The organism is Streptomyces sp. NPDC059740 (assembly GCF_042733155.1).
Classification (GTDB): domain Bacteria; phylum Actinomycetota; class Actinomycetes; order Streptomycetales; family Streptomycetaceae; genus Streptomyces.
In genome coordinates, this window is the sequence record NZ_JBHWGP010000003.1 from 123538 (window position 1) to 146982 (window position 23445).

The following is a 23445-nucleotide window of genomic DNA, read 5'->3' on the forward strand; positions in this document are numbered from 1 at the left end:
CGGGGCCGGTGCGGCCTCGGCCGCCCGCTCTCGGCAGGCGTCCCGAGCGCGGCGGGCGCCGGTCCGCCGAGGGGGCAACCGTACGTCACGCTCCCGGCCGCCCCGGCGGCGCCCCTTCGGCAGGGGGCGCGCGCCGTCCGTCCGGTGCCCTGGCAGGCGTCGTCCGCGCCTGTTCCCGTGACGCGAGAGGGGAGTGTGACGGGGCTTCCGACGGGGACTGCGCGAGGCCGGAATTCATGGGGCGGAGGCGGCGGCGCCCCGTGGCGCTACGGGCGGGTACATGCTCTCCTGGAGTGGTGTTCGCGGCGCGACGCCCGGCGCATTCGGGGGCGCGTGGGGGCCACCCCGGCGCAATCCCTGGACTCTCCGTCTGACGGGGAGTTGTCTTGTTCCAGGTGCGTTGCGCGCGGCGTTCACGGGGGGCGGCAGACCAACGACAGGTGGGCTCTCGGCGGATTGGGGCGCGTTTTCCATGACTCCTACCCTCGTACGGCACGACCTTCCGCGACCCGAGGTGCAGCAGGCCTCGGGCGCGCCCGCGGTGCCCGGTTCACGAGCCCGGGCCCGCGACTGGGCCGAGATACAGGAGCGCATGCTCGTTCCGCTGTACGACGCGGTGTACGACCGGCTGGACGTCGGCCCCCGTACCCGTCTGCTGGGTCTGGGGTGCGGCTCGGGCCTGGCGCTGGTGATGGCCGCGGGGCGCGGCGCGCGGGTGAGCGGTGTCGACGGTGACGAGGCGAGGCTGGAACTGGCCCGGGTCCGCCTCCAGCCGGACGGCGACCGGGGCACGGCCGGAGCCGCGGGGACGGCCCGGCTGGCCTGCGGCGGACCCGACCTGGTCGCGGGGCGCCGGGAGGTCAACCTGGTGACCGCCTTCCACCCGGCGGGCTGGACGGGGCCGGTGGCCGACCCCGCGGGTGACCTGACCCGTGCCGCCCGGCTGGCCGAGCGGGGCGCCTGCCTGGTGCTCGGCGGGTGGGGCCCGGAGGAGCGGTGCGCGGTCGCCGACGTGGTCCGGGTGGCCGACCGGATGGTCGCGGCGGCGACCGGCGGCTCCGCTGACGGGGCGGCTGACGGGACGCCGCCCGCCTGGCGGCCCGGCGCCCGGGACGAGCTGGAGGAACTGGCGGCCGGGGCGGGGCTGCTGCCGGACGGTTCGGGGCGGGTCAGTTGCCCGTTCGGTTACGCGGACCTGCCGAGTGCGGTGCGCGGCATGCTCTCCACCGGACTCTTCGACCGGGCGCTGGAGCTGGCGGGTCCCGGACAGGTGGAGAAGGAGGTGGCCGAGGCCCTCCACGTCCACCGGCGTCCGGACGGCACGGTGTGGATGTCCAACGTCTTCCGGTACCTCATCGCCCGGACGCCCTGAGGCCGGGCCGGGGCTACGTCCGGAGCCCGGCCGGGACGTGGGCGGACGCCGTGAGGACCCCGGCAGGTGCCGGGGTCCTCACGGTGTGCCGGGTGGGGCTGTTCAGCCCATGAACTTCTTGAACTCCTCGGGGAGTTCGAAGTTCTTCGCCTGGTCGTCCTGCGGCAGCTCCAGCGGGTTGCCGCCGTTCTCCCGGCGGGCGGCGGCGGCCTCTTCCTCGGCCTTCCGCTTCATCGGGTTGCCGCTGCGCTGCTTGCCCTTTGCCTTCTTGGGCTGCTTCTTGCGGCGCGCCGCGCCACCGCCCATGCCGGGGATGCCCGGCATGCCCGGCATCCCGCCGCCCTGGGCCATCCTCGACATCATCTTGCGGGCCTCGAAGAACCGCTCGACCAGGCTCTTGACCTGGCTGACCTCGACACCGGAACCGCGGGCGATACGGGCCCGGCGGGAGCCGTTGATGATCGTCGGGTCCTGGCGTTCGCCGGGGGTCATCGACTTGATGATCGCGGCGGTGCGGTCCACCTCGCGCTCGTCGAGGTTGTCGATCTGGTCCTTCATCTGGGCCATGCCGGGCAGCATGCCGAGCAGCTTGCCGATGGAGCCCATCTTGCGGACCTGCTCCATCTGGGCCAGGAAGTCGTCGAGCGTGAACTCCTTGGGGCCCTTCGCCAGCTTCTGGGCCATCTTCTCGGCCTCTTGCTGGCTGAAGGTCTGCTCGGCCTTCTCGATCAGGGAGAGCATGTCGCCCATGCCGAGGATGCGGGACGCCATGCGGTCCGGGTGGAACGCGTCGAACTCGTCCAGCTTCTCGCCGTTGGAGGCGAACATGATCTGCTTGCCGGTGACGTGCGCGATGGAGAGCGCGGCACCACCGCGGGCGTCACCGTCGAGCTTGGAGAGCACCACGCCGTCGAAGCCGACACCGTCGCGGAAGGCCTCCGCGGTGTTGACGGCGTCCTGACCGATCATGGCGTCGACGACGAAGAGGACCTCGTCGGGGCGGACCGCGTCGCGAATGTCCGCGGCCTGCTGCATCAGCTCCTGGTCGATGCCCAGGCGGCCGGCGGTGTCGACGATCACCACGTCGTGCTGCTTGGAGCGGGCGTGCTCGACGGAGTCCTGGGCGACCTTGACCGGGTCGCCGACGCCGTTGCCCGGCTCGGGCGCATAGACGGCGACCCCGGCGCGCTCGGCGACCACGGAGAGCTGGTTGACCGCGTTGGGACGCTGGAGGTCGCAGGCCACCAGCAGCGGGGCGTGGCCCTGCTGCTTGAGGTGGAGGGCGAGCTTGCCGGCCAGCGTGGTCTTACCGGCGCCCTGGAGGCCGGCGAGCATGATGACCGTCGGGGGCTGCTTGGCGAACCGCAGGCGCCGGGTCTCGCCGCCGAGGATGCCGACGAGCTCCTCGTTGACGATCTTGATGACCTGCTGGGCGGGGTTCAGGGCCTGGGAGACCTCGGCGCCCAGGGCGCGGTCCTTGACCTGCTTGATGAAGGCCCGGACCACCGGGAGGGCGACGTCCGCCTCCAGCAGGGCGATGCGGATCTCGCGCGCCGTGGCGTCGATGTCCGCCTCGGAAAGGCGGCCCTTGCCCCGGAGGTTCTTGAACGTCGCTGCGAGGCGGTCGGAAAGAGTGTCGAACACGGCGGTCGCGAATCCTCGTGTCGGGGCGGTCAGGTACGAGACCCCAGGGTATCCGTCCGGCGAAAGTACGCGGAACGGCCCGGGAGGTTTCCAGGCCGCGGAAGGCGGGCGCGGACCTGCCCCGGGGGCTGACGCGCCCTTCAAAGCCGCGTGGGCGCCCTGGGCATCGCGCCGTCCCGGGCCTGCGGCGGATGCCGCGGCGGGCGGCCCGGGCCCGGTCCACCGCAGGTCAGCGCAGCGCTCCTTCCACCGCCGCCGCCAGCTGGTGGGCCGCGGCAGCCGGCAGGGGCTCGCCGTCGGCCCCTGTGACGTAGAAGGCGTCGACGGCGTCCGCGCCGAGCGTGCTCACGTGGGCGCTGTGCACCGTGACGCCGGCCGCCTCCAGGGCGCGGGCGATGCGGTGGAGCAGGCCGTGGACGTCCCGCGCGCGGACCTCGATGACCGTGGCCCGCAGCGAGGTGCCCGGCGCGACCGTGACCCGCGGGGGCGGGGCCGGCACCGCGCGCCGGCGCGCGTAGGCCCGTTCCCGTTCGGCCAGCCGCGCCTCGATGTCGAGCGTGCCCTCCAGCGCGCGGACCAGGTCGTCGCGGAGCCGGGCGGCCTGCGGCAGCGAACCGTACTCGGCCGCCACCCGCCAGGTCAGGAGGAGGACCGGGCCTTCGCCGACCGGGTCCACGGCGCGCAGGTCGGCCGCCCGCACGGTGAGGCGGTGCACCGCGAGGACACCCGCGGCGGCCGACAGCACCCCGGTGGCGTGCGCGGTCGCGGGACGGGCGGCGGCGGCGCGGGGACCGGCGGACTTCGGCAGGGGCACGGCGATCAGCAGTTCCACACCCACCGGCTCGGGCTCGGACGGGTCGGCGGGCGTGGTGTCGCCGGCCGCCGCGGGGAGCGGGGCCCCCTCGCGTTCGGGTCGCGGGTGGAGGGCGAGCACCGGGGCACCGGTCCGGCACGCCTCGACCGCGAGGCGCTCCTGTTCCGTCGAGGGCTCCCACGGCGTACCGGCCTCCTCCTCACCGGCGAGGACGGCGGCGACGCGGCCCACCAGGTCGCGGACGAGCGAGTCGCGCCAGGCGCTCCAGGCCGCGGGCCCGGTGGCGAGGGCATCCGCCTCGGTGAGCGCGTGCAGCAGTTCGAGTGTGCCGGGGGAGCCGACGGCCTCCGCGACGGCCTTGACCGTCTCCGGGTCGTCGAGGTCGCGGCGGGTGGCGGTCTCGACGAGCAGCAGGTGGTGGCGGACGAGGGTGGCGACGGTGTCGACGTCACGCCCCGTGAAGCCGATGCGGGTGGCCGTGTCGCGGGCGATGGTCTCCCCGGCGACGGAGTGGTCCCCGGGCCAGCCCTTGCCGATGTCGTGCAGGAGGGCGGCGACCAGCAGCAGGTCGGGACGGTGCACGCGGCGGGTCAGGGCGCGGGCCCGGACGGCCGTCTCGACCAGGTGGCGGTCGACGGTCCAGCGGTGGACGGCGTTGCGCTGGGGCCGGCAGCGCACCCGTTCCCAGTCGGGCAGCAGCCGGCTGACGAGTCCTTCGGCCTCCATCGCCTCCCAGACGGCGACGGTGGGGGAACCGGCGCCGAGCAGGGTGACGAACTGCTCTCGGGCCTCGGCGGGCCAGGGTGTGGGCAGGGCTGCCGCGGTGCTCGCGAGGTGGCGCAGGGCAGGCCGGGAGAGGGGCAGGCCGGCCTGGGCGGCGGCGGCCGCGGCGCGCAGCGGCAGCACGGGGTCGCGTTCGGGGCGTGCGGTGCGGGCGAGGGAGACCTCCCCTTCGTGTTCGACGACGCCCTCGGCCAGCGGTGTCCGTTCGGTGCGCGCGGCGTTCCGGCCGGGGAGCAGGGCGCGCAGGACGGGACGGGGCGAGCGGGAGCGCAGCACCCTGCCGACCTCCCGCCAGGTGACCTCGCCGGCGTAGGCGATGGTCCGGGCCGCCTCATAGACCTGGCGCAGCAGCACGTCCGCGTCCAGGAGTCCCAGGGCCTCGGCGACCTGGTCCTGTTCCTGGAGGGCGAGCCGGTCGGTGGCACGGCCGGTGACCAGGTGCAGTGCGTCGCGGACGTCGAGGAGCCGGGCGCGGGCGTCCGCCAGGCCGTCGCGGGGGGCGTCGGCGAGCCAGGAGGCGGCGACGGCGCGCAGGGCGGTGGCGTCGCGGAGGCCGCCGCGGGCCTCCTTGAGGTCGGGTTCGAGGAGGAAGCAGAGTTCGCCCTGGCGTGCGGCGCGTTCCGTGCCGAGTTCCCGCAGTTCGGGCAGGCGTCGCAGGGCGGACTCGCGCCAGTCGGCGTAGGCGGTGGTGCGCAGGTGTTCGCCGCGTTCGCGGTCGCCGGCGAGGGGGCGGGCGTCGAGGAGGCCGAGCTGCACCCTGAGGTCCTCGCGGGCGGCCCGGCGGGCCTCGGCGGGCGTGCGGACGGAGTGGTCGAGGTCGAGACCGAGGTCCCAGATCGGGTACCAGAGGCGGTCGGCCAGCGCGGCGAGGGCGGTGGGGTCGGTGTCCCCGTCGTGGACGAGCACCAGGTCGAGGTCGCTGCGGGGGGAGAGTTCGCCGCGTCCGTAGCCGCCGACGGCGAGCAGCGTGGTGCCGGTGACGCCGGTGGCGGTGGCGGCCCGGGCGTGCAGGGCGGCGAGCCAGTCGTCGGTGAGGGCGGCGAGGGCGGCGCGGCGTTCGGTGCCGGTGCGGTGGGTGTCGTGCAGGAGGCGGAGGCGGGCCGCCGCGTAACCGTCGGGTCCGTCGGCGGGGGCCGCCTGGGACGCGACGGCCTTCGGCGGCTCGAAGGCCCTGGCGACCGGGCGACCCGGGTGGTCCGGTGGGTACGGGTCGGTCGCGGGATGCTGCGCCGGGGGCCCCGCCTGTCCGCCGGAGTCCTCGGGTTCCTTGAGGTCCTTCAGGCTCTCGGTCATGCCGCCGCTCCTTCTCCTCGTCCCCCGGTCGGCCCCCTCGGTGTCCTCGCCCCGCCGCCGGCCGGTGCCCGGCGCGGTGCCTTCGCCGGCTGCCGCGGCTGCTCCCCCACCCGGTCCGGGCGGAGGCGGCGGGCGGGCCGGTCGTGCCGGTCCGCCCGCCGGGTGTCAGAGCGCGTCCGGGCCGCGTTCCCCGGTGCGGACCCGTACGGCGTCCTCCACGGGCACGCTCCAGACCTTGCCGTCGCCGATCTTGCCGGTGCGGGCCGCCTGCACCACGACGTCCACGACCTGTTCGGCCTCGGCGTCCTCGACGAGCACCTCCACGCGGATCTTGGGGACGAGGTCGACGGTGTACTCGGCGCCGCGGTAGACCTCGGTGTGGCCGCGCTGGCGGCCGTACCCGCTGGCCTCGGTGATGGTCAGGCCGTGGACCCCGAAGGCCTGCAGGGCCTCCTTGACCTCGTCCAGCCGATGCGGCTTGATCACTGCGGTGATGAGCTTCACACGTCCACCTTCTTAGCGGTGCCCGGGGTCGTCGCCGGGGTCTCGTCTGCTGTCACGGAGGGCGAGGCGATCCCGGTCGTGCCGCGGAGGACGGCACCGCCGCCGGCTCCGGAGTGGTCGTACGCGGTCTCGGCGTGCTCTGCCCGGTCGATGCCGGAGACCTCTTCGTCCTCGCTGACCCGGAAGCCCATCACCAGGTCGATGACCTTGGCAAGGACGAACGAGACGACCATCGAGTAGAGCAGGACGCAGACCACGCCGACGGCCTGCTTGCCGAGCTGTTCCAGGCCGCCGCCGTAGAAGAGGCCCCTGGCGTCGCTCTGGACCCCTCCGGTGGCGAAGAAGCCGATGAGCAGGGAGCCGACCACACCGCCGACGAGGTGGACGCCGACGACGTCGAGGGAGTCGTCGTAGCCGAACCGGTATTTCAGCCCGACCGCCATGGCGCAGACCACGCCGGCGACGACGCCCACGGCGATCGCGCCCAACGGGCTGACCGCGCCGCAGGCCGGGGTGACGGCGACCAGGCCGGCCACGGCTCCGGAGGCGGCGCCCAGGGTGGTGAAGGCGCCGTGGCGCAGCTTCTCGTAGGCGAGCCATCCCAGCATCGCGGCGGCCGTCGCGACCTGTGTGTTGAGGAAGGCGACCGCGCCGACCCCGTCGCCGTTGCCCAGCCAGGAGCCGGCGTTGAAGCCGAACCAGCCGAACCACAGCAGGCCCGCACCGAGCATGACCAGCGGCAGGCTGTGCGGGCGCATCGGGTCCTTCTTGAAGCCGACGCGCCTGCCGATGACGAGGATGGCGCCCAGGGCCGCCGCGCCGGCGTTGATGTGGACGGCCGTGCCGCCTGCGAAGTCGATCACGCCCAGGTCGTAGAGCCAGCCGCCCTCGCCCCAGACCCAGTGGGCGACGGGGAAGTAGACCACCGAGACCCACAGCACGATGTAGAGCGCCCATGCGGTGAACTTGACGCGGTCCGCGAGGGCTCCGCTGATCAGGGCGGGCGTGATGATCGCGAACATCAGCTGGAAGACCGCGAAGACGTAGACCGGGATGTCGTAGGTGCCCCACAGCTCGGTCTTGCCGATGCCGCTGAGGCCCAGGTAGTCGCCGTTCCAGCCGAGGAACCCGCCGTGGTCGGTGCCGAAGGCCAGGCTGAAGCCGTACAGCACCCACAGGAGGGTGACCAGGCCGAGGCTGACGAAGCTCATCATCAGCATGTTGAGGACGCTCTTGACCCGGACCATGCCGCCGTAGAAGAAGGCGAGCGCCGGCGTCATGAGCATCACCAGTGCCGAGCAGATCAACATGAAGCCGGTGTCGGCCGCGCTCAGCCCGGCCTTGTCACTCGCGAGCGTCAGGATGCCTGGGGGCATCGGCGTCTCCTCGTCGTCGATGCGGCGGGTGAGACTGGGCGCCGCCGGAAGTCTGCCGTTTCGGTATGACTCCGACCTTGTCGCAGTGCGGTTTCCGCCGGTGCCCGGCGTTGTTTCGCCACCGTGACGAACGCGCCCCGCGTGTTACGCCGCCGTGAAACGCGAGTGTCGGACGACGACCCCAGCGTCAACGCCGCCCCGACCGTCACCCTCGGCGCGGAGCCGGTCACCCGGCGCGCGGGGGTGCGCACGGGTGCCGACGCGATCAGCCGTTCCACCACCCGGCGGACCCAGGGCGCCCGGGGTCCCCGGCCGTCCAGCCGGTCGGGGTCGGGCGGCGGTCCCGGACCCGGTCAGGCCGAGAGGGAGAGGTCGTCGATCCGGCGGTTCAGCTCGACCACCTGGGCGACCTCGCCGAAGGCCCGGGCAGCGCCGTCGACGGTCTTGCGCAACCGGTTGGTCAGCCGTTCGGAGCGGATCTGCTGCGCGAACGGCAGCGCCTGCTCCGCGTAGTCCACGCACGCCTCGGGTTCGCGTTGCAGGAGACGGACCGTGGCCATCCCGATGAGGTTCAGCGCGTAGGAGCGACGGTGCCCCGCCGCGGTCTCGACCTCGGCGCCGAACAGGTGGACCGCGCGGGCCATCGGTTCCTCGGCGAGCGAGGCGTACGTGGGGCTGCGGCCGGCGACGTAGGCCAGGTCGCGGTAGGAGTGGGCGTTCTCGGCGTTCAGCTCTGCCTCGGAGAAGAACCGGATCCAGTCGGGCTCGGGCTCGCCGGGGGCGATGTCGGTGAAGGTGTCCTCGGCCATCCGCACGGCCCGCTTGACCTTGCCGGGCTGGCCGACGCCGGCGTAGGCGCGCGCCTCCATCGCATACAGCATGGCCTGGGTGCGGGGCGTCGCCTCGTCCCGGCTGCCGTACTGGGCCAGGTGGATCAGTTCGAGGGCGTCCTCGCAGCGGCCGAGGTGGATCATCTGGCGGCTCATGCTGGACAGGACGTAGGAGCCCAGCGGCCTGTCGCCGGCCTCCTTGGCGGCGTGCAGCGCCAGCACGAAGTACTTCTGGGCGGTGGGGTGCAGACCGACGTCGTAGCTCATCCAGCCGGCGAGCTGTGCGAGTTCGGCGGCCACCTTGAACAACCGCCGCGTGACGGGCTCGGGGTGGGACTCCTGGAGCAGTTCGGTGACCTCGTGCAACTGGCCGAGGACCGCCTTGCGCCGCAGGCCGCCGCCGCACTGGGCGTCCCACTGGCGGAACATCGTCGTCGTCGACTCCAGCAGCTCCAGCTCCGGCCGGGAGATGCGGAGTCCCCCCCTCTCGCCGGTCGCGCAGGCGGCGGGCGGAGGGCCCCCGGCCGGTTGCGGCGCGGCACCGGGGGCCGGTGGCGGGGGGACCAGCCAGCGCTGCATCGGTTCGACCAGCGAGGGCCCGGCGGAGAGGGCGAGCGAGCTGCCGAGGAAGCCCCGCCGGGCGAGCATCAGGTCGCTGCGGGTGAACTCGCTGAGGAGGGAGACGGTCTGGGGGCCGGCCCACGGCAGGTCGACACCGGAGACCGAGGGTGAGGGGCGGGCGGAGCGCAGTCCCAGCTCCTCGACGCCCACGACCTGCCCGAAGCGTTCGGAGAACAGCTCGGAGAGGATGCGCGGGATCGGCTCCCGCGGCTGTTCGCCGTCCAGCCAGCGCCGCACCCGGGAGGTGTCGGTGCTGATGTGGTGCGCGCCCATCTCCCGGGCTCGACGGTTGACCTGGCGGGCCAGCTCGCCCTTGGACCAGCCGCTGCGCACGAACCACGAGCCCAGCTTCTCGTTGGGCTCCTTGTCGCCGCCGCCACCGTCGCTCACCTGTCCGCCTCCTGATTCCCGTCCGTGCCCTGCGCTGCGACCGGCACCCCCGTCCACCGCACCCGCGAGCGGGCCCCGCCCATCCTGCCGTGCCCCCGGCCACCCGCCCAGGCCCCTCCGGGTGAACTCCCCGGCACCCCGGTGCGGTTCGTGCCTGGGGCATACCCGCGACCGTCCGACCACCGGGCCGCGCACCGAAAGTAATCCTACGATCACCCGTACAGCGAGCCCGGTTCGGTAAACGCCACCATTCGCCACCCCTCCGAGTGAACGCAGCCGTACGCAAACGCGATTGACTTGACACCGGCCGTGAACAGCGGAGCGGAGTGAGGTGCGCGGTGCCGCCGGGCCCGCGCCGTCACCACCGCACCCGCCTCCACACGCCGTGCGGCGAGGCGCCGCACGGGGAAGGGGGCGGGAAGAGGGAACACGGACCGTGAGGGGCCGGTGCCCTTTCGTAACCGCCGACCGGCACGACCCGTTGGAGGGGGCATGGGCTTCACGATCGCTGGTAACAGGGACGGCCGCGCCGGCTCGCGCCGGGTCCGCTCGGCCGCGGGCGCCAGGGCCGCCACGACCGCTGCGGTCCGGGAGTACGCCTCGTACGGCTGGGACGTGGTGCCCGGTGCCCGGTCCGTGCGCTCCGCCGGGACGCTCACCTGTTCCTGTGCCGTCCCCACCTGCCTCCAACCGGGCGACCACCCGTTGCGGTACGCCGCCGCGGTCCCCGGGGGCGCGACCGCGCAGGAGGCCGAGGCGCTGTGGTCCCAGACCCCGGACGCCGCCGTGCTCCTCCCGGCCGGGCGCGCCTTCGACGTGCTCGACGTGCCGGAGGCCCCGGGCCGGGCGGCGCTCTGCCGGCTGGAGCGGATGGCCCTGCCGCCGGGGCCGGTCGCCCTCACCCCCACCGGCCGGGTGCGGTTCCTCGTGGCGCCCGGTGCCGTGGAGGGCCTGGCCGGCCTGCTCTACCGCATGGGCTGGGACGGCGCGGAGCTGGACCTGCGGCCGCTGGGCCGGGGCGACCACGTCATGGCCCCGCCGTCCGGGGTAGACGGGGTGGGGCCGGTCCGCTGGCTGCGGGCACCGACTCCCGCCACGGCGCACCGCCCCCCGGAGGCCCGGCTGCTGCTGGGCACGCTGGCCTACCTCTGCCACGTCGGCCCGATGGGGCGGGGCCGCTGGGCCGACGACGCCTGGCAGGCCCGGGCGCTGCCCGAGGCGGTGCGGTAGGTCGTGTCTTCACAGTAGCGTCGTTCGCCGGGCAGGCGGGACTTCGAAGACACTGCCTGGCGCGGGCCGGAACGCGGCGGGGCCGGACCACCCGGCGGTGGTCCGGCCCCTGGTGTACGTCCCGGCGGCCCGGGGTCTGCTCAGTCCAGCAGTGCGTCGACGAACGCCTCCGGCTCGAAGGGGGCCAGGTCGTCGGCGCCCTCACCGAGTCCGATGAGCTTGACCGGGACGCCCAGTTCGCGCTGGACGGCGACGATGATGCCGCCCTTGGCCGTGCCGTCGAGCTTGGTGAGCACGACACCGGTGATGTCGACGACCTCCGCGAAGACACGTGCCTGCACCAGACCGTTCTGACCGGTGGTGGCGTCCAGCACGAGCAGGACCTCACCGACCGGGCCGTGCTTCTCCACGACCCGCTTGACCTTGCCCAGCTCGTCCATGAGGCCGGTCTTGGTGTGCAGCCGTCCCGCGGTGTCGATGAGGACGACGTCCGCGGACTCGGCGATGCCCTCCTTGACGGCGTCGTAGGCCACCGAGGCGGGGTCGCCCGCCTCGGGTCCGCGCACGGTGCGGGCGCCGACGCGCTCGCCCCAGGTCTGGAGCTGGTCGACGGCGGCGGCTCGGAAGGTGTCGGCGGCGCCCAGGACCACGGACTTGCCGTCGGCCACCAGCACCCGGGCGAGCTTGCCGGTGGTGGTGGTCTTGCCGGTGCCGTTGACACCGACGACCATCACCACGCCGGGGATCTCCTGGCCGTCGGCGCCGAGGACGTTGTCCGTGGCGACGCTACGATCCAGGTCGGTCCCGATGACCCGCAGGAGCTCCTCGCGCAGCAGGGTGCGCAGCTCCTCGGGGGTGCGGGTGCCCAGGACCCGGACGCGTTCGCGCAGCCGCTCGACGAGCTCCTGGGTGGGCGTGACGCCGATGTCGGCGCTGAGCAGCGTGTCCTCGATCTCCTCCCAGGTGTCCTCGTCGAGGTTGTCCCGGGAGAGCAGGGTCAGCAGGCCCTTGCCCAGGGTGGACTGGGAGCGTGAGAGGCGGGCGCGCAGCCGCACCAGGCGGCCGGCGGTGGGCTCGGGGACCTCCACCTGGGGGGCGGGGGCCTCGGGCTCGACGGTGGTCGGTTCGGCGACGGTGGCTCCGGCGCCGGGCAGCTCGACCTCTTCGATGGTGCGGCGTTGTTCGTCGCGGGGGGTCTCGGCGTCCTCACCGACCTGGGGCTCCGCAGGCGCCGAGGTGTCGGAGGGACGGGTTTCGGTGGTCGGCGGGGGCGGCGGCAGCTTCTTGTTCCTGCGGCTGCTCACTACCAGCCCGCTGATCGCGCCGAGCGCGACCACAGCGATGACTACAGCGAGGATGACGATTTCCATAACCCCCCCAGTATCGGCCACCGGGCGTCCCGTGCACCGCAGCCGGGACACACCCCGGGCGGCAGTGGCGGCGGCCACACGAGAGCCGCCCCGGTTCGGGTGAACCGGGGCGGCTGATCGTGACGAGGAGAGGGTTGGCGGGGGGGTTAACCCATCTCCTCCAACGCCTTGCCCTTGGTCTCCTTCACGAACTTGAGCACGAAGGGAATCGAGAGCGCGGCGAAGATCATGTAGATCACGTAGGTGCCGGAGAGGTTCCAGTCCGACAGGCTCGGGAAGCTCGCGGTGATGGCCCAGTTCGCGATCCACTGGGCGGAGGCGGCCACGCCGAGGGCTGCGGCACGGATCTTGTTGGGGAACATCTCACCCAGGAAGACCCAGACCACCACGCCCCACGAGAGGGCGAAGAACAGCACGAAGCAGTGGGCGGCGATCAGTGCCACGGTGCCCTCCGCGCTGGGCAGGGTCCCCGCGGCCGTCTTGGCGGAGAAGGCCCACGCCTCCAGGGCCAGCGCGACGGTCATGCCGGCGGAGCCGATGAGCGCCAGCGGCCGGCGGCCGATGCGGTCGACGAAGATCATCGCGATGACGGTGCCGACGATGTTGATGATCGACGTGGTGAAGCTGTACAGGAAGGAGCTGCTCGGGTCGATGCCGACGGACTGCCACAGCGTCGAGGAGTAGTAGAAGGCGACGTTGATGCCGACGAGCTGCTGGAAGACCGAGAGGCCGATGCCGATCCAGACGATGGGCAGGAAGCCCGCCCTGCCGCCCAGCAGGTCCTTGAAGGTCGACTTGTGCTCGCGGCGCATGGCCTCGCGGATCTCCGCGATGCGGGTGTCGAGGTTGACGCGGTGCCCCTCGACCTCGCCGAGCACCTCCTTGGCCCGGTCGATGCGGCCCACGGAGATGAGGAAGCGGGGGGACTCGGGGATGACGAAGGAGAGCAGGCCGTAGATGAGGGCCGGCACGACCATCACGCCGAGCATCCACTGCCAGGCCTCCAGGCCGGCGAGCTGGCCCCGCTGCTTGCCGTCGGCCAGGTTCAGGATGCCCCAGTTGACGAGCTGGGAGATGGCGATGCCCAGGACGATGGCACCCTGCTGGAACGAGGCCAGCCGCCCCCGGTAGGCGGGGGGTGCGACCTCCGCGATGTAGGCGGGGCCGATGACGGAGGCCATGCCGATGCCGAGGCCGCCGATGATGCGCCAGATGGCCAGGTCCCAGATGGCGAAGGGCAGCGCGGAGCCGACGGCGCTGACGGTGAACAGCACGGCGGCGATCTGCATGACCCGGATGCGGCCGATGCGGTCGGCGATGCGCCCGGCGATGGCCGCGCCGATCGCGCTGCCGATCAGCGCGATGGCGATCACCTGGGCCAGGGCGGCCGAGCCGACCTCGTAGCGGCTCCGGATGGCCTCGACCGCGCCGTTGATCACGGAGCTGTCGTAGCCGAAGAGGAAACCGCCCATCGCCGCGGCCGCGGTGATGAAGATGACGTGGCCGAGGGAGTCCGGATGGGCCTTGCGGCCTTCGGGCCCGGCCGGCTGCGCGGTGCTGGTCAACGTGTTCTCCAGTGGCACCCGGCAACGCTGCCGGGTTTCGAGGGCTGGCCCTTCCAGTGGGGCACAGCTCGGGGAGACGCACCACTTGAAGGGTTAAAACAACATTGCCGAGAGTATTCCTTCAAGTTTCTAAGTCAATAGAGGGAGAGATTTGTGACGTGGCCCACATTCTGCGCTTACGTCATTCACTTGTTGAAGCGCAACGATGAAGGGGGGCATCAAGTCGACGGCAGCACCGGGCGCAGCCCCCGTCCATCGCGCGCCCGGCGGGAGCCCGCCTCCCACCCGTCTCGCCGACCGCGGGCAGGTCCGCGCCGGGCCCTCCGCGCCCCCCGGGGCGCACCCGTGGCGGTGCCCGCCGGGCGGGAGCAGGCCCTGCGGGACCCGTCGTCCCGCAGTCGGGGGCCGAGGGCTCAGCGCAACCGCTGGCTGATCACCTTCGAGACGCCGTCCCCCTGCATCGACACCCCGTACAGCGCGTCCGCGACCTCCATCGTCCGCTTCTGATGGGTGATCACGATGAGCTGCGAACTCTCCTGAAGCTCCTGCATGATGCGGATCAGCCGCTGGAGGTTGGTGTCGTCCAGCGCCGCCTCGACCTCGTCCATCACGTAGAACGGGCTGGGCCTGGCCTTGAAGATGGAGACCAGCAGGGCGACCGCCGTCAGCGAGCGCTCACCGCCCGAGAGCAGGGAGAGCCGCTTGACCTTCTTGCCCGGCGGGCGGGCCTCGACGTCCACGCCGGTGGTGAGCATGTTGTCGGGGTCGGTGAGGACGAGACGTCCCTCGCCACCGGGGAAGAGGCGCGAGAAGACGCCCTCGAACTCACGGGCCGTGTCGTGGTACGCCTCGGTGAAGACCTGTTCGACACGTTCGTCGACTTCCTTCACCACTTGAAGCAGGTCGGCCCGGGTCTTCTTCAGGTCCTCCAACTGCTCGCTGAGGAACTGGTGGCGCTCCTCCAGCGCGGCGAACTCCTCCAGCGCAAGGGGGTTGACCTTCCCCAGCTGCTGGTAGGCCCGTTCCGCCGCCTTCAGCCGCTTCTCCTGCTCCGCCCGGTGGAACGGGACGGGCTGGTTGCGCGGGTGCTCCGGGTCGGCCGGCAGGCTCTCCCCCTCGGCCGGCGGGGAGGGCGGTACCGGCTGGTCGGGGCCGTACTCGGCGACCAGGGCGGTCGGCTCCACGCCGAGCTCCTCCAGTGCCCGGGTCTCCAACTGCTCGATGCGCAGTCGCTTCTCCGCCCCGAGCACCTCGCCGCGGTGGACGGAGTCGGTCAGCTTGTCGAGGGTCTCCTTCAGCTCGCGCCCCCGGTTGCGCTCGGCGGCCAGCGCGGACTCGCGCTCGCCCTTCACCCGTTCGGCGGCGGACCGCTCCTCCTCTGCCCGGCCCACGGACACCTCCACGTGGGCGAGGAGCTGACGTGCCGCATCGGCCACCGCGGTCGCCACCGCCGCCTCGTGCCGCAGCCGCGCCCGGCGCTGCTCGGCCCGGGCGCGCGCCTCCCGCTCGGCCCGGGCCCCGCGGTCCAGGGCGTCGGCGCGTCCGGCCAGCCCCTTGACGCGTTCCTCATGGGTGCGGAGCTGGAGGCGGGCCTCCATCTCGGTCTGCCGGGCGTTGGCCCCGTCCGCCGCGAGCCGGTCCCGTACCGAGGTGTCGGGCTCCTCCTCGGCCGGTTCCTCCTCGGCGACCGCCAACCGCTCGGCGAGCACCTCCGCCTCCTCGGTGGCCCGCGCCAGCGCCTCCTGGGCCCGGGCGGCGGCGGCCTCCGACCGCTCGGCCTCCCCCGCCGCGGCCCGCGCGGCACCGGCCAGCCTGCCCACCGACTGGGCGACCTGCGAGCGCTCCCGGTCGGCGGCCCGGCGCCGCTCCCCCACCTCCTCCACCAGCGCGGCGCACTCGGCGCGCTGCTGCTTCGCCTCCCGCTGCTGCGCCGTGAGCCGCTCGCACTCCGCGGCCAGGCGCTCCAGCTCCGCCGCCGCCTCGTCCACCGAGGCCTGCACCTCCAGCAGACTGGGAGCGGCGGCCGAACCGCCGTGGGCGAAGAGCAGGCCGAGGACGTCGCCCTCGGCGGTGACCGCCGTCAGCTCCGGCTCGGCCGCGACCAGGGCCTCGGCGCTCTCCAGGGTGTCCACGACGACCATGTCCCGCACCAGGCGGTGGACGGCCGGCAGCAGTTCGCCGGGACCGTCGACGAGCGCGGCCACCCGGCGGGCCCCGACGGGCTGCTGCGGGACGTCGGCGGATGCGCCGGAGAGCCGGGGTGCGGCGGAAGCGGCGGCGGCCCGGGCCTCGGCGGCGGCTTCGTCGGGGGCTGCGCGCTGCGCGGGAGGGGCGGCCGGCGTCTCCGTCCGGGCCCCCGGCACGGTCGCTGCCGGCGGGGCCTGTCCGTCGCGCGCACCGGGCAGCGCGGCGCCGCCGGCCACCCGGTGATCGGCCAGCAGCATGACCGCCCGCCCCGCGTCCTGGCGGCGCAGCAGCCGGATGGCGGTGGCGGCGGCGGCAGGGTCGCGCAGGGCGACGGCGTCCGCCGCGGCCCCCAGCGCCGCGGCGACCGGGACCTCGAAGCCCGGCTCGACGTGCAGCAGTTCGGCGGCCGGCCCGAGCAGCCCGGCGAGTTGCCCGCCCGCCCCGAGCAGCGCTCCGGTGCCGTCCTTGCGCCTCAGCCCCAGCGCGAGGGCGTCGTGCCGGGCCCGGGTGGCGGCTCGGTCGCGCTCCGCCGCCGTGAGGGCGTCCCGGACCTCGCCCAACCGGGACTCCGCAGCGGCCAGTTCGCTCTTCGCCTGGTCGTGCCGGGTGGCGAGTTCGGCGTCCTCGGCGTCCTCTGAGGCCACCTCCTCCTGCAGTTGCTCGTACTCCCGCTGCGCACGCGCCGCCCGCTCCCGGGCCTCCTCGCGCGCCTCGACCAGACGGTCGATCTCAGCCTGGGCCGAGGCGGCCCGGCCGCGCGCCGCGGTGGCCTGGCCGTGCAGACGCGCCAGCCCTTCGCGCCGGTCGGCGATGGCACGAGCCGCGTCCCGCAGCCGCCTCTCCTCCTGCGCCAGTTCGGCCTCCAGCCGGGCGCGGTGCTCGGCGGTGTCCTCCAGGGCGCGTCCGGCGGCCTCCAGCGCGGCCTCGATCTCGGCCTCCTGCTCGCGGACGCGGGCGGCCTCCCGCTCCATCTCCTCCGGGTCCCGGCCGCGGCGTTCCTCCGGTGGGGCGGCTGCCGCGCTGCGGACCCGCGCCTCGGCCAACGAGACGGTGCCGCGCACCCGTTCGGCCAGCTGGGAGAGGGCGTACCAGTTCTGCTGCGCCCGCTGGAGCCGGGGCGTCAGCACCCGCACCTCCTCCTCCAGCCGGGCCTCCCGGCGCTGCGCCACCGCGAGTTCGGCCTCGGCCGCCTCCTTGCGGGTCTTGAGCGCCGCCTCGTCGGCCAGCTCCGCGCGCAGCGCCTGGCGCTGGGAGACGAGGTCGTCGGCGAGGAGGCGCAGGCGGGCGTCGCGCAGGTCGGCCTGGATGACGGCGGCCTTGCGGGCGACGGCGGCCTGGCGGCCGAGCGGTTTGAGCTGGCGGCGCAGTTCGTCGGTGAGGTCCTGGACGCGGGCCAGGTTGGCCTGCATGGCGTCCAGCTTGCGCAGCGCCTTCTCCTTGCGCTTGCGGTGCTTGAGGACGCCCGCGGCCTCCTCGATGAAGGCACGCCGGCCCATGGGGTCGGCGTGCAGCACCGAGTCCAACTGGCCCTGGCCGACGATGACGTGCATCTCCCGGCCGATGCCGGAGTCGGAGAGCAGCTCCTGGATGTCCAGCAGGCGGCAGGTGTCGCCGTTGATCTGGTACTCGCTGCCGCCGTTGCGGAACATCGTCCGCGTGATCGTGACCTCGGCGTACTCGATGGGCAGGGCGCCGTCGGCGTTGTCGATCGTGAGGGAGACCTCGGCCCGGCCGAGCGGGGGGCGCCCGGTGGTGCCGGCGAAGATGACGTCCTCCATCTTGCCGCCGCGCAGCGACTTGGCGCCCTGTTCACCCATGACCCAGGAGAGGGCGTCCACGACGTTGGACTTGCCCGAGCCGTTGGGGCCCACGACGCAGGTGATCCCCGGCTCGAAGCGGAGCGTCGTGGCGGAGGCGAAGGACTTGAATCCCCGCAGCGTCATGGTCTTGAGGTGCACGCCGTCGGACTCTACGCCTTCACCACCCGCTCACGGCCTTGGCCGGGCCGCCGCGTCGAAGGCGGGTGTGAGGGGCGTCGTAGCAGGCCGGGGCGTTGCGCAGCCGACTCAGCGGCATCCCGGAGCCCGGGTGTCCCAGGGACGTGGCGGCGACTCCGGATGCTCGGGCACCTCGTGGGTCCCGTCCGGTTTCGCGCAGACGAACGTTGGGCAATCAGACATCAAGCGAGGGAGGGCACCACACCACATGCCGAGCGGTCACCCCGTGGCGTACGGTGCGGTACATGGTGAAGGGACGCCGAAGCGTCCCTTGCAGTTCTTCATCAGGAACAGAGCGATGCCGTCAGGTGGCTGATTCGACCAGCCCCTTCGGTGGAGCTGGCTCAGGTGAGCGCAGGCTCTGCCTTGGAAACGTCGATGCTGTCGAGCAGCGAGTCGTGGTCGTGACGCGTGGCTGCGGAGAGGGCGTCGTTCTCGGCCTGCATCCGTACGAGCTCGGATTCCAGGTCCTGGACGCGCTGCTGCAGCCGTCGCATCTCGGCGAGGACTCGGGGGTCGTAGCCGCCGACGTAACCGAGAAGCGCCTTTGCCATGATGGATGGTCCTCCACAATGAGTGACCGACCGATACGGTGTGGGTCGTGAGGGAAGTGCACCTGCTTCGCCTGTCTTTTGCAGGCTGAGCTACGGACAAACGGGCAAGGTGCGGGGTGCTTCCAGAGTCTCACCAAACGGTTTGACGGTCAACACGATCACACCCCGGTACGCCGCGGCGCCTTGGCATGCACAGGACGCGACACTGTGCTTCCAGTCCGAAAGGGGCCGAAAGGGACGGCGGGGCGGTGGAGATCATCCGTCGTGGACGCAGCCTTGCACGGGACGGCGGAATTGGCAACCACCTGCCGGTTTTCCCCCTCGGACGGGACCTCGCCACCGGGAACGCGAGGGTGCGCGGGGCCCGCAGGGGGCATGGAAGCCACTCGCTCAGCGGATGTCGAAGCCCTCGTAACCACCCCTCGGTGTGTCCCAGATCTCATGCACACCGTCCACCCGTCCGGGTGTGTCGGCAGAGCGCAACCAGTCCAGCAGCGCCTCACAGGCGGGGCGCGGTCCCTCGGCCACGACCTGCACCCTGCCGTCCTCGCGGTTGGAGGCGAACCCGGTGAGCCCACCGATCCGCAGGGCGTTGGCGCGGGTGAACCACCGGAACCCCACCCCCTGGACGCGCCCCTTCACCCAGGCCGTCATGCGGACGGGTCCCGCCCCCTCCGGCCGCGGCTCCCCCGCCGGCTGCTCCTCGTCGGTCATGGGGGAACGCTAACCTCCTCCATCCCCGTGGCCGCATCCGCCCCGGTCCGCGGTCCGCGGTCCGGCTCAGGTCAGCCGGGGCGGGCGCTGGCAGCGCGGGCAGTAGTGGCTGGAGCGGTTCATCCAGGGGTTGCGGCGGATGGCGGTGCCGCACCGCGCGCACGGTTCGCCCTCCCGGCCGTAGGCGTCCAGCGCCCGGTCGAAGTAACCCGACTCCCCGTTGACGTTGACGTAGAGGCTGTCGAAGCTGGTGCCGCCGACGTCCAGCGCCGCCCGCATCACCTCCCGTACGTGGCCGAGGAGTTCGGAGGTACGAGGCCGGGTGAGGGTGGCGGTGGGGCGCTCGTAGTGGAGGCGGGAGCGCCACAGCGCCTCGTCGGCGTAGATGTTGCCGACCCCGCTGACGAGCGACTGGTCCAGGAGCGCCCGCTTGACGGTGGTGCGGCGCCGGCGCAGGGCCTGGTGGAAGGCCTCGTCGTCGAAGGCGGGGTCCAGGGGGTCGCGGGCGATGTGCGCGATGACGTCGGGGAGGCCGTCGGGGTCGAGGGGGACGCTGGGGTGGAGGGAGAGGCCGCCGAACGTCCGCTGGTCCACGAAGCGCAGCTCGGTGTCGGAGGGGGAGACCGCGTCCTCGAAGCGGATGCGGACGCGCAGGTGCCGCTCGTCGGGAGCGTCACCGGGCTGGACCAGGAGCTGTCCGCTCATGCCGAGGTGCGCGAGGACGGACAGTCCGTCGGTCAGCGGGATCCACAGGTACTTGCCACGCCGGTGCGGCACACCGACGCGGTGGCCGGCGAGGGCCGCGGCGAAGTCCTCCCCACCGGCGAGGTGACGACGCACCGCTCGGGGGTGCAGCACCTCGACCTCGCGGATGCGCCGTCCGCTGATCCAGCGTTCCAGGCCGCGCCTGACGACCTCGACCTCGGGCAGTTCGGGCACGGCTCTCCTCACGCGTCAGGCCTGGCGGCCGGTGGGGGCATGCCGCAGCGGCAGCCCCGGGAAGTCTCGCCGTCCGGGCTCCCGTCCCGGACGGGCCGGGCACGCGGCACCTCCGGGGGCGGGTGCGCCGAACGCCCCGGGCGGCCCCCTGAAGCAGGGAGCCGCCCGGGGCGTCGACGGTGCGCCGGGCCCGGGGGCCACGGCGCGGACGGTGTCAGTTGGCGGTGGGACCGCCCGCCGCCTCGGCGTCAGCCGCCTCCTGGGCGGCGTCCGCCTCGGCGCGCTCACGCACCGCTTCGGCGGTGCCGACCGCCTCGACCTCGGCGGCCTTGCGGGCCGTCGCGTCCGCCGCGGCCCGGATCGCGCGCCAGGCCGACTCGGCGGCCTGCTGCTCCGCCTCCTTCTTGCTGCGGCCGGTGCCGGTGCCGTACGAGACACCACCGACGCGGGCAGCAGCGGTGAAGGTCTTCTCGTGGTCGGGGCCGGACTCGGTGACCACGTACTCCGGCACCCCGAGGCCCTCGGTGGCGGTGAGCTCCTGGAGGCTGGTCTTCCAGTCCAGGCCGGCGCCGAGTCCCGCCGACTTCTCGATCAGCGGGTCGAAGAGCCGGTGGATCAGCTCGGACGCGGCGTCGAGCCCCTGGTCCAGGTAGACCGCGCCGATGACCGCTTCGAGGGTGTCGGCGAGGATCGAGGCCTTGTTGCGCCCCCCGGTGCCCTCCTCACCGCGCCCCAGGCGGATGAACGCGCCCAGGTCCAGACCGCGGCTGACCTCCGCGAGCGCACGCGAGTTGACCACGGCCGCCCGCAGTTTCGCGAGCTGCCCCTCCGGCAGGTCCGGGTGGGTGCGGTAGAGGGTGTCGGTGACGACCAGGCCGAGAACGGAGTCCCCGAGGAACTCCAGGCGCTCGTTGGTCGGCAGCCCACCGTTCTCGTAGGCGTAGCTGCGGTGGGTCAGCGCACGCACCAGAAGGGCGGACTCGAGCGTGTAGCCGAGCCGCCCTTCCAGCAGCGTGTGGGACGAGGCCGTCTCCGCCGACGATTTCTTCGAGTTCTTCGACGTGTCAGCGTCTGACATGAAGCCTGTCACCAGCCGCTCAGACCTCGAGGACCTGGCGCTTGTTGTAGGTGCCGCAGCTCGGGCACGCGATGTGCTGCTGCTTCGGCTCGTGGCAGCGCTCGCATGCCACCAGGGTGGGGACCGCAGCCTTCCACTGCGACCGGCGGTGGCGCGTGTTGCTGCGCGACATCTTCCGCTTCGGAACAGCCACGGCTACTTCTCCTGCTTCTCGTCGACGCCGTCGGCGCCGCTCACGTTGTCCTTCTCGCCGTCCTTGATGGTGTCGGCGAGTCCCTGCAGTGCCGCCCAACGGATGTCGGTGGCGTCGTGGTGGTGGTCCGGGTCGTCCGCCAGCCGTGCCCCACACTCGGAGCACAGGCCGGGGCAGTCCTCCCGGCACACCGGCTGCATGGGCAGTGACAGCACCACCGCGTCACGCAGCACGGATTCGAGGTCGATCATCTCGTCCTCGACGAAGAGCGTGTCCTCCTCGTCCTCGGCGTCGGCGTCCTGCTCCGCGTCACCACGGACCGAGACGTCGCCGTCGGGGTAGGAGAACATCTCCTGGAAGTCCGCTTCGAGCTCGCGCTCCAGCGGCTCCAGACACCTTACGCACTCCCCCTTGACCCTCGCACGGGCGGTACCGGTGACGAGCACCCCGTCCATGACCGACTCGAGGCGGAGGTCCAGATCGACCGGGGAGCCCTCGGGCACTCCGATCACTTCGTTGCCGAGATTGTCGGGCGCCCCGGCGGAGCGGGAGAACCGCTTCAGCGCACCGGGACGCCGGCCCAGCTCACGTGTGTCGAACACGAGAGGGGATCGGTGGTCGAGGCGGGCTTTGATGGCTTCCTGCTTTCTACGTTCTCGTGTGCCCCGCCTCACCAGCGCGTCGGCGTGTGAGGGCAGGGCAGGTCGCGGACGTACGCGCGACCGAACGCCCAGAATACGCTACCGGCCCACCCGGTCCCAAACGGGACGGTCGCCCGGTGTGCGGACCGGGAGGTCAGCCCGTGCGGTACTGGCCGTCCTCGTACCGCCGCAGCTGCTCCAGGTCGATCATGCTGGTGTCGAAGAGGCTGGTCTCGTCCAGGGCGCCGCCCTGCTGCTGGGGGACGTAGACGTCCGGGTGGTAGCCCGGTTGCGGCGGCAGGCCCGGCTCCTGCCCCATGCCGTGGTCGGGGGCGGGAGCGCCGTAGGGGTCGGCCTGCTGCTGCCACTCCTGGTAGCCGTAGCCCTCGTGCTGCTGCGGCTGGCCGGGGTAGACGGGCTGCTGCTGGTAGCCGTAGGGGTCGTGGTGCTGCTGGTAGGCGGGGTCGGCCTGGTACGCGGGCTCGGCCTGGTAACCGGGATCGGCCTGGTAGGAGGGTTCCGGCTGGTAGCCGTAGTCCTGCGCGACGGGCTCGGGTGCCGCGAGCGGCGGCCGGCCCGGGGAGGCGGGCCCCTCGGTCCCCTCCGGGTCACGGAGCGCCGCGAGGTCGGCGAGGTAGTCGGCGTCGCCGGTGTGGACGGCGGCGTCGCCCTGGGCGGCCAGGTGCGCACCGAGCTCGTCGATGGCCCGGGCCCCCTGCAGCTTCATCCGCCCGCGGCCGACGGCCTCCAGCGTCTTGGCGAGGACGGCCTCGAAGGCGCCGAACTTGGCGTCGACGTACGCGTCGGCCCGGCGGCGGAGCGTCTCGGGGTCGGCGCTGCGTTCCGGCGCCTCGGCGTCCTCGGCGTCCTCGGGGAGGTGGCCCGCGGCGCCGGGGTCCCGCCCCAGGAGCTTCTCGCGGCCGCGGTCGACCGAGCCGATCGTCTTGGTCAGCACGACCTCGAAGTTGGCGAGCTTGGAGTCGACGTAGTCGTCGGCCTGGGCGCGGATCTCCTCCGCCTCCCGGCGCGCCTCGCTGAGGATGCGGTCGGCCTCCGCCTGGGAGCGCCGGGCGACCTCGGTGTCGGAGACGAGGGAGCCGCCCTGGGCCTGGGCCGACTCGATGATGCGTTCGGCTTCGGCGCGCGCCTGCTCGACCATCTGCTCGCGGTCGGTGAGGAGTTCCTGCGCCTGGGCGAGGGAGCCGGGCAGGGCCTGGCGGACCTCGTCCAGCAGGGCGAGCAGTTCGGCGCGGTTGACCACGCAGGAGGCCGACATGGGCACGGACCTGGCGCCGGAGACGGCTGCGGCGATGTCGTCGAGCTTCTTCTGCACGTCCACCTTGGGGTCGC

The 23445-nt window shown here is 73.2% G+C and carries 17 protein-coding genes; 2 read left to right on the forward strand and 15 right to left on the reverse strand.

The genetic code is table 11. The annotated features are described in order from the left end of the window. Positions 1–472 precede the first annotated feature (472 nt). Positions 473–1372, forward strand: a complete 900-nt coding sequence (locus tag ACFV3R_RS05235; protein ID WP_385575797.1) for an SAM-dependent methyltransferase — start codon at positions 473–475, stop codon at positions 1370–1372. Positions 1373–1474: 102 nt separating this feature from the next. Here the strand turns inward: ACFV3R_RS05235 and ffh are convergent, their stop codons facing one another. The 5 genes from ffh to ACFV3R_RS05260 all read right to left on the reverse strand — a co-directional run bounded on the left by ffh (position 1475) and on the right by ACFV3R_RS05260 (position 9627). After that, on the reverse strand, positions 1475–3016 hold the full coding sequence (gene ffh, locus ACFV3R_RS05240) for a signal recognition particle protein (RefSeq protein ID WP_385575799.1): 1542 nt from the start codon (positions 3014–3016) through the stop codon (positions 1475–1477). Between the two features lie 229 nt (positions 3017–3245). Next, the gene (locus tag ACFV3R_RS05245) at positions 3246–5906 is read right to left on the reverse strand and encodes a [protein-PII] uridylyltransferase (protein ID WP_385575802.1); all 2661 of its coding nucleotides are present in this window, start codon (positions 5904–5906) and stop codon (positions 3246–3248) included. A gap of 165 nt (positions 5907–6071) precedes the next feature. Next, positions 6072–6410 carry a P-II family nitrogen regulator gene (locus ACFV3R_RS05250; RefSeq protein ID WP_385575805.1) on the reverse strand — a complete coding sequence of 113 codons (339 nt, stop codon included), beginning with the start codon at positions 6408–6410 and terminating at the stop codon, positions 6072–6074. Beyond that, complete coding sequence (locus ACFV3R_RS05255; protein ID WP_385575808.1) at positions 6407–7786, reverse strand: ammonium transporter; 1380 nt, start codon at positions 7784–7786, stop codon at positions 6407–6409. The genes ACFV3R_RS05250 and ACFV3R_RS05255 overlap by 4 nt, the downstream gene beginning before the upstream one ends. Before the next feature lie 353 nt (positions 7787–8139). Next, entirely contained in the window at positions 8140–9627 is a 1488-nt protein-coding gene (locus tag ACFV3R_RS05260) for a hypothetical protein (protein ID WP_385575811.1), read from the reverse strand. A gap of 492 nt (positions 9628–10119) precedes the next feature. Between ACFV3R_RS05260 and ACFV3R_RS05265 the strand changes: the two genes are divergently transcribed. Then, positions 10120–10857, forward strand: a complete 738-nt coding sequence (locus tag ACFV3R_RS05265; protein WP_385575814.1) for a bifunctional DNA primase/polymerase — start codon at positions 10120–10122, stop codon at positions 10855–10857. A 140-nt stretch (positions 10858–10997) separates the two neighbouring features. On the opposite strand, the gene ftsY is transcribed toward ACFV3R_RS05265, so the two are convergent. The 10 genes from ftsY to ACFV3R_RS05315 all read right to left on the reverse strand — a co-directional run bounded on the left by ftsY (position 10998) and on the right by ACFV3R_RS05315 (position 23434). Further along, complete coding sequence (gene ftsY / locus ACFV3R_RS05270) at positions 10998–12227, reverse strand: signal recognition particle-docking protein FtsY (RefSeq protein ID WP_385575817.1); 1230 nt, start codon at positions 12225–12227, stop codon at positions 10998–11000. 146 nt (positions 12228–12373) lie between these two features. After that, positions 12374–13792, reverse strand: coding sequence for a sugar porter family MFS transporter (locus ACFV3R_RS05275; protein ID WP_385575820.1), 1419 nt, complete (start codon positions 13790–13792; stop codon positions 12374–12376). A 413-nt stretch (positions 13793–14205) separates the two neighbouring features. Continuing rightward, positions 14206–17937: a chromosome segregation SMC family protein gene (locus tag ACFV3R_RS05280; RefSeq protein ID WP_385575823.1), complete on the reverse strand. Its 3732-nt coding sequence runs from the start codon at positions 17935–17937 to the stop codon at positions 14206–14208. Between the two features lie 383 nt (positions 17938–18320). Next, entirely contained in the window at positions 18321–18530 is a 210-nt protein-coding gene (locus tag ACFV3R_RS05285; RefSeq protein WP_385575826.1) for a hypothetical protein, read from the reverse strand. A gap of 390 nt (positions 18531–18920) precedes the next feature. Next, positions 18921–19244 carry an acylphosphatase gene (locus ACFV3R_RS05290; RefSeq protein WP_385575828.1) on the reverse strand — a complete coding sequence of 108 codons (324 nt, stop codon included), beginning with the start codon at positions 19242–19244 and terminating at the stop codon, positions 18921–18923. Between the two features lie 66 nt (positions 19245–19310). Beyond that, positions 19311–20183 carry a bifunctional DNA-formamidopyrimidine glycosylase/DNA-(apurinic or apyrimidinic site) lyase gene (gene mutM / locus ACFV3R_RS05295; protein ID WP_385575831.1) on the reverse strand — a complete coding sequence of 291 codons (873 nt, stop codon included), beginning with the start codon at positions 20181–20183 and terminating at the stop codon, positions 19311–19313. Positions 20184–20397: 214 nt separating this feature from the next. Next, complete coding sequence (rnc, locus tag ACFV3R_RS05300; RefSeq protein ID WP_385575833.1) at positions 20398–21261, reverse strand: ribonuclease III; 864 nt, start codon at positions 21259–21261, stop codon at positions 20398–20400. A 19-nt stretch (positions 21262–21280) separates the two neighbouring features. Beyond that, complete coding sequence (gene rpmF, locus ACFV3R_RS05305; RefSeq protein ID WP_003951102.1) at positions 21281–21454, reverse strand: 50S ribosomal protein L32; 174 nt, start codon at positions 21452–21454, stop codon at positions 21281–21283. Positions 21455–21456: 2 nt separating this feature from the next. Beyond that, positions 21457–22056, reverse strand: a complete 600-nt coding sequence (locus ACFV3R_RS05310) for a YceD family protein (RefSeq protein WP_385575836.1) — start codon at positions 22054–22056, stop codon at positions 21457–21459. A 193-nt stretch (positions 22057–22249) separates the two neighbouring features. Next, positions 22250–23434, reverse strand: coding sequence for a cell division initiation protein (locus tag ACFV3R_RS05315; RefSeq protein WP_385575839.1), 1185 nt, complete (start codon positions 23432–23434; stop codon positions 22250–22252). Positions 23435–23445 lie beyond the last annotated feature (11 nt).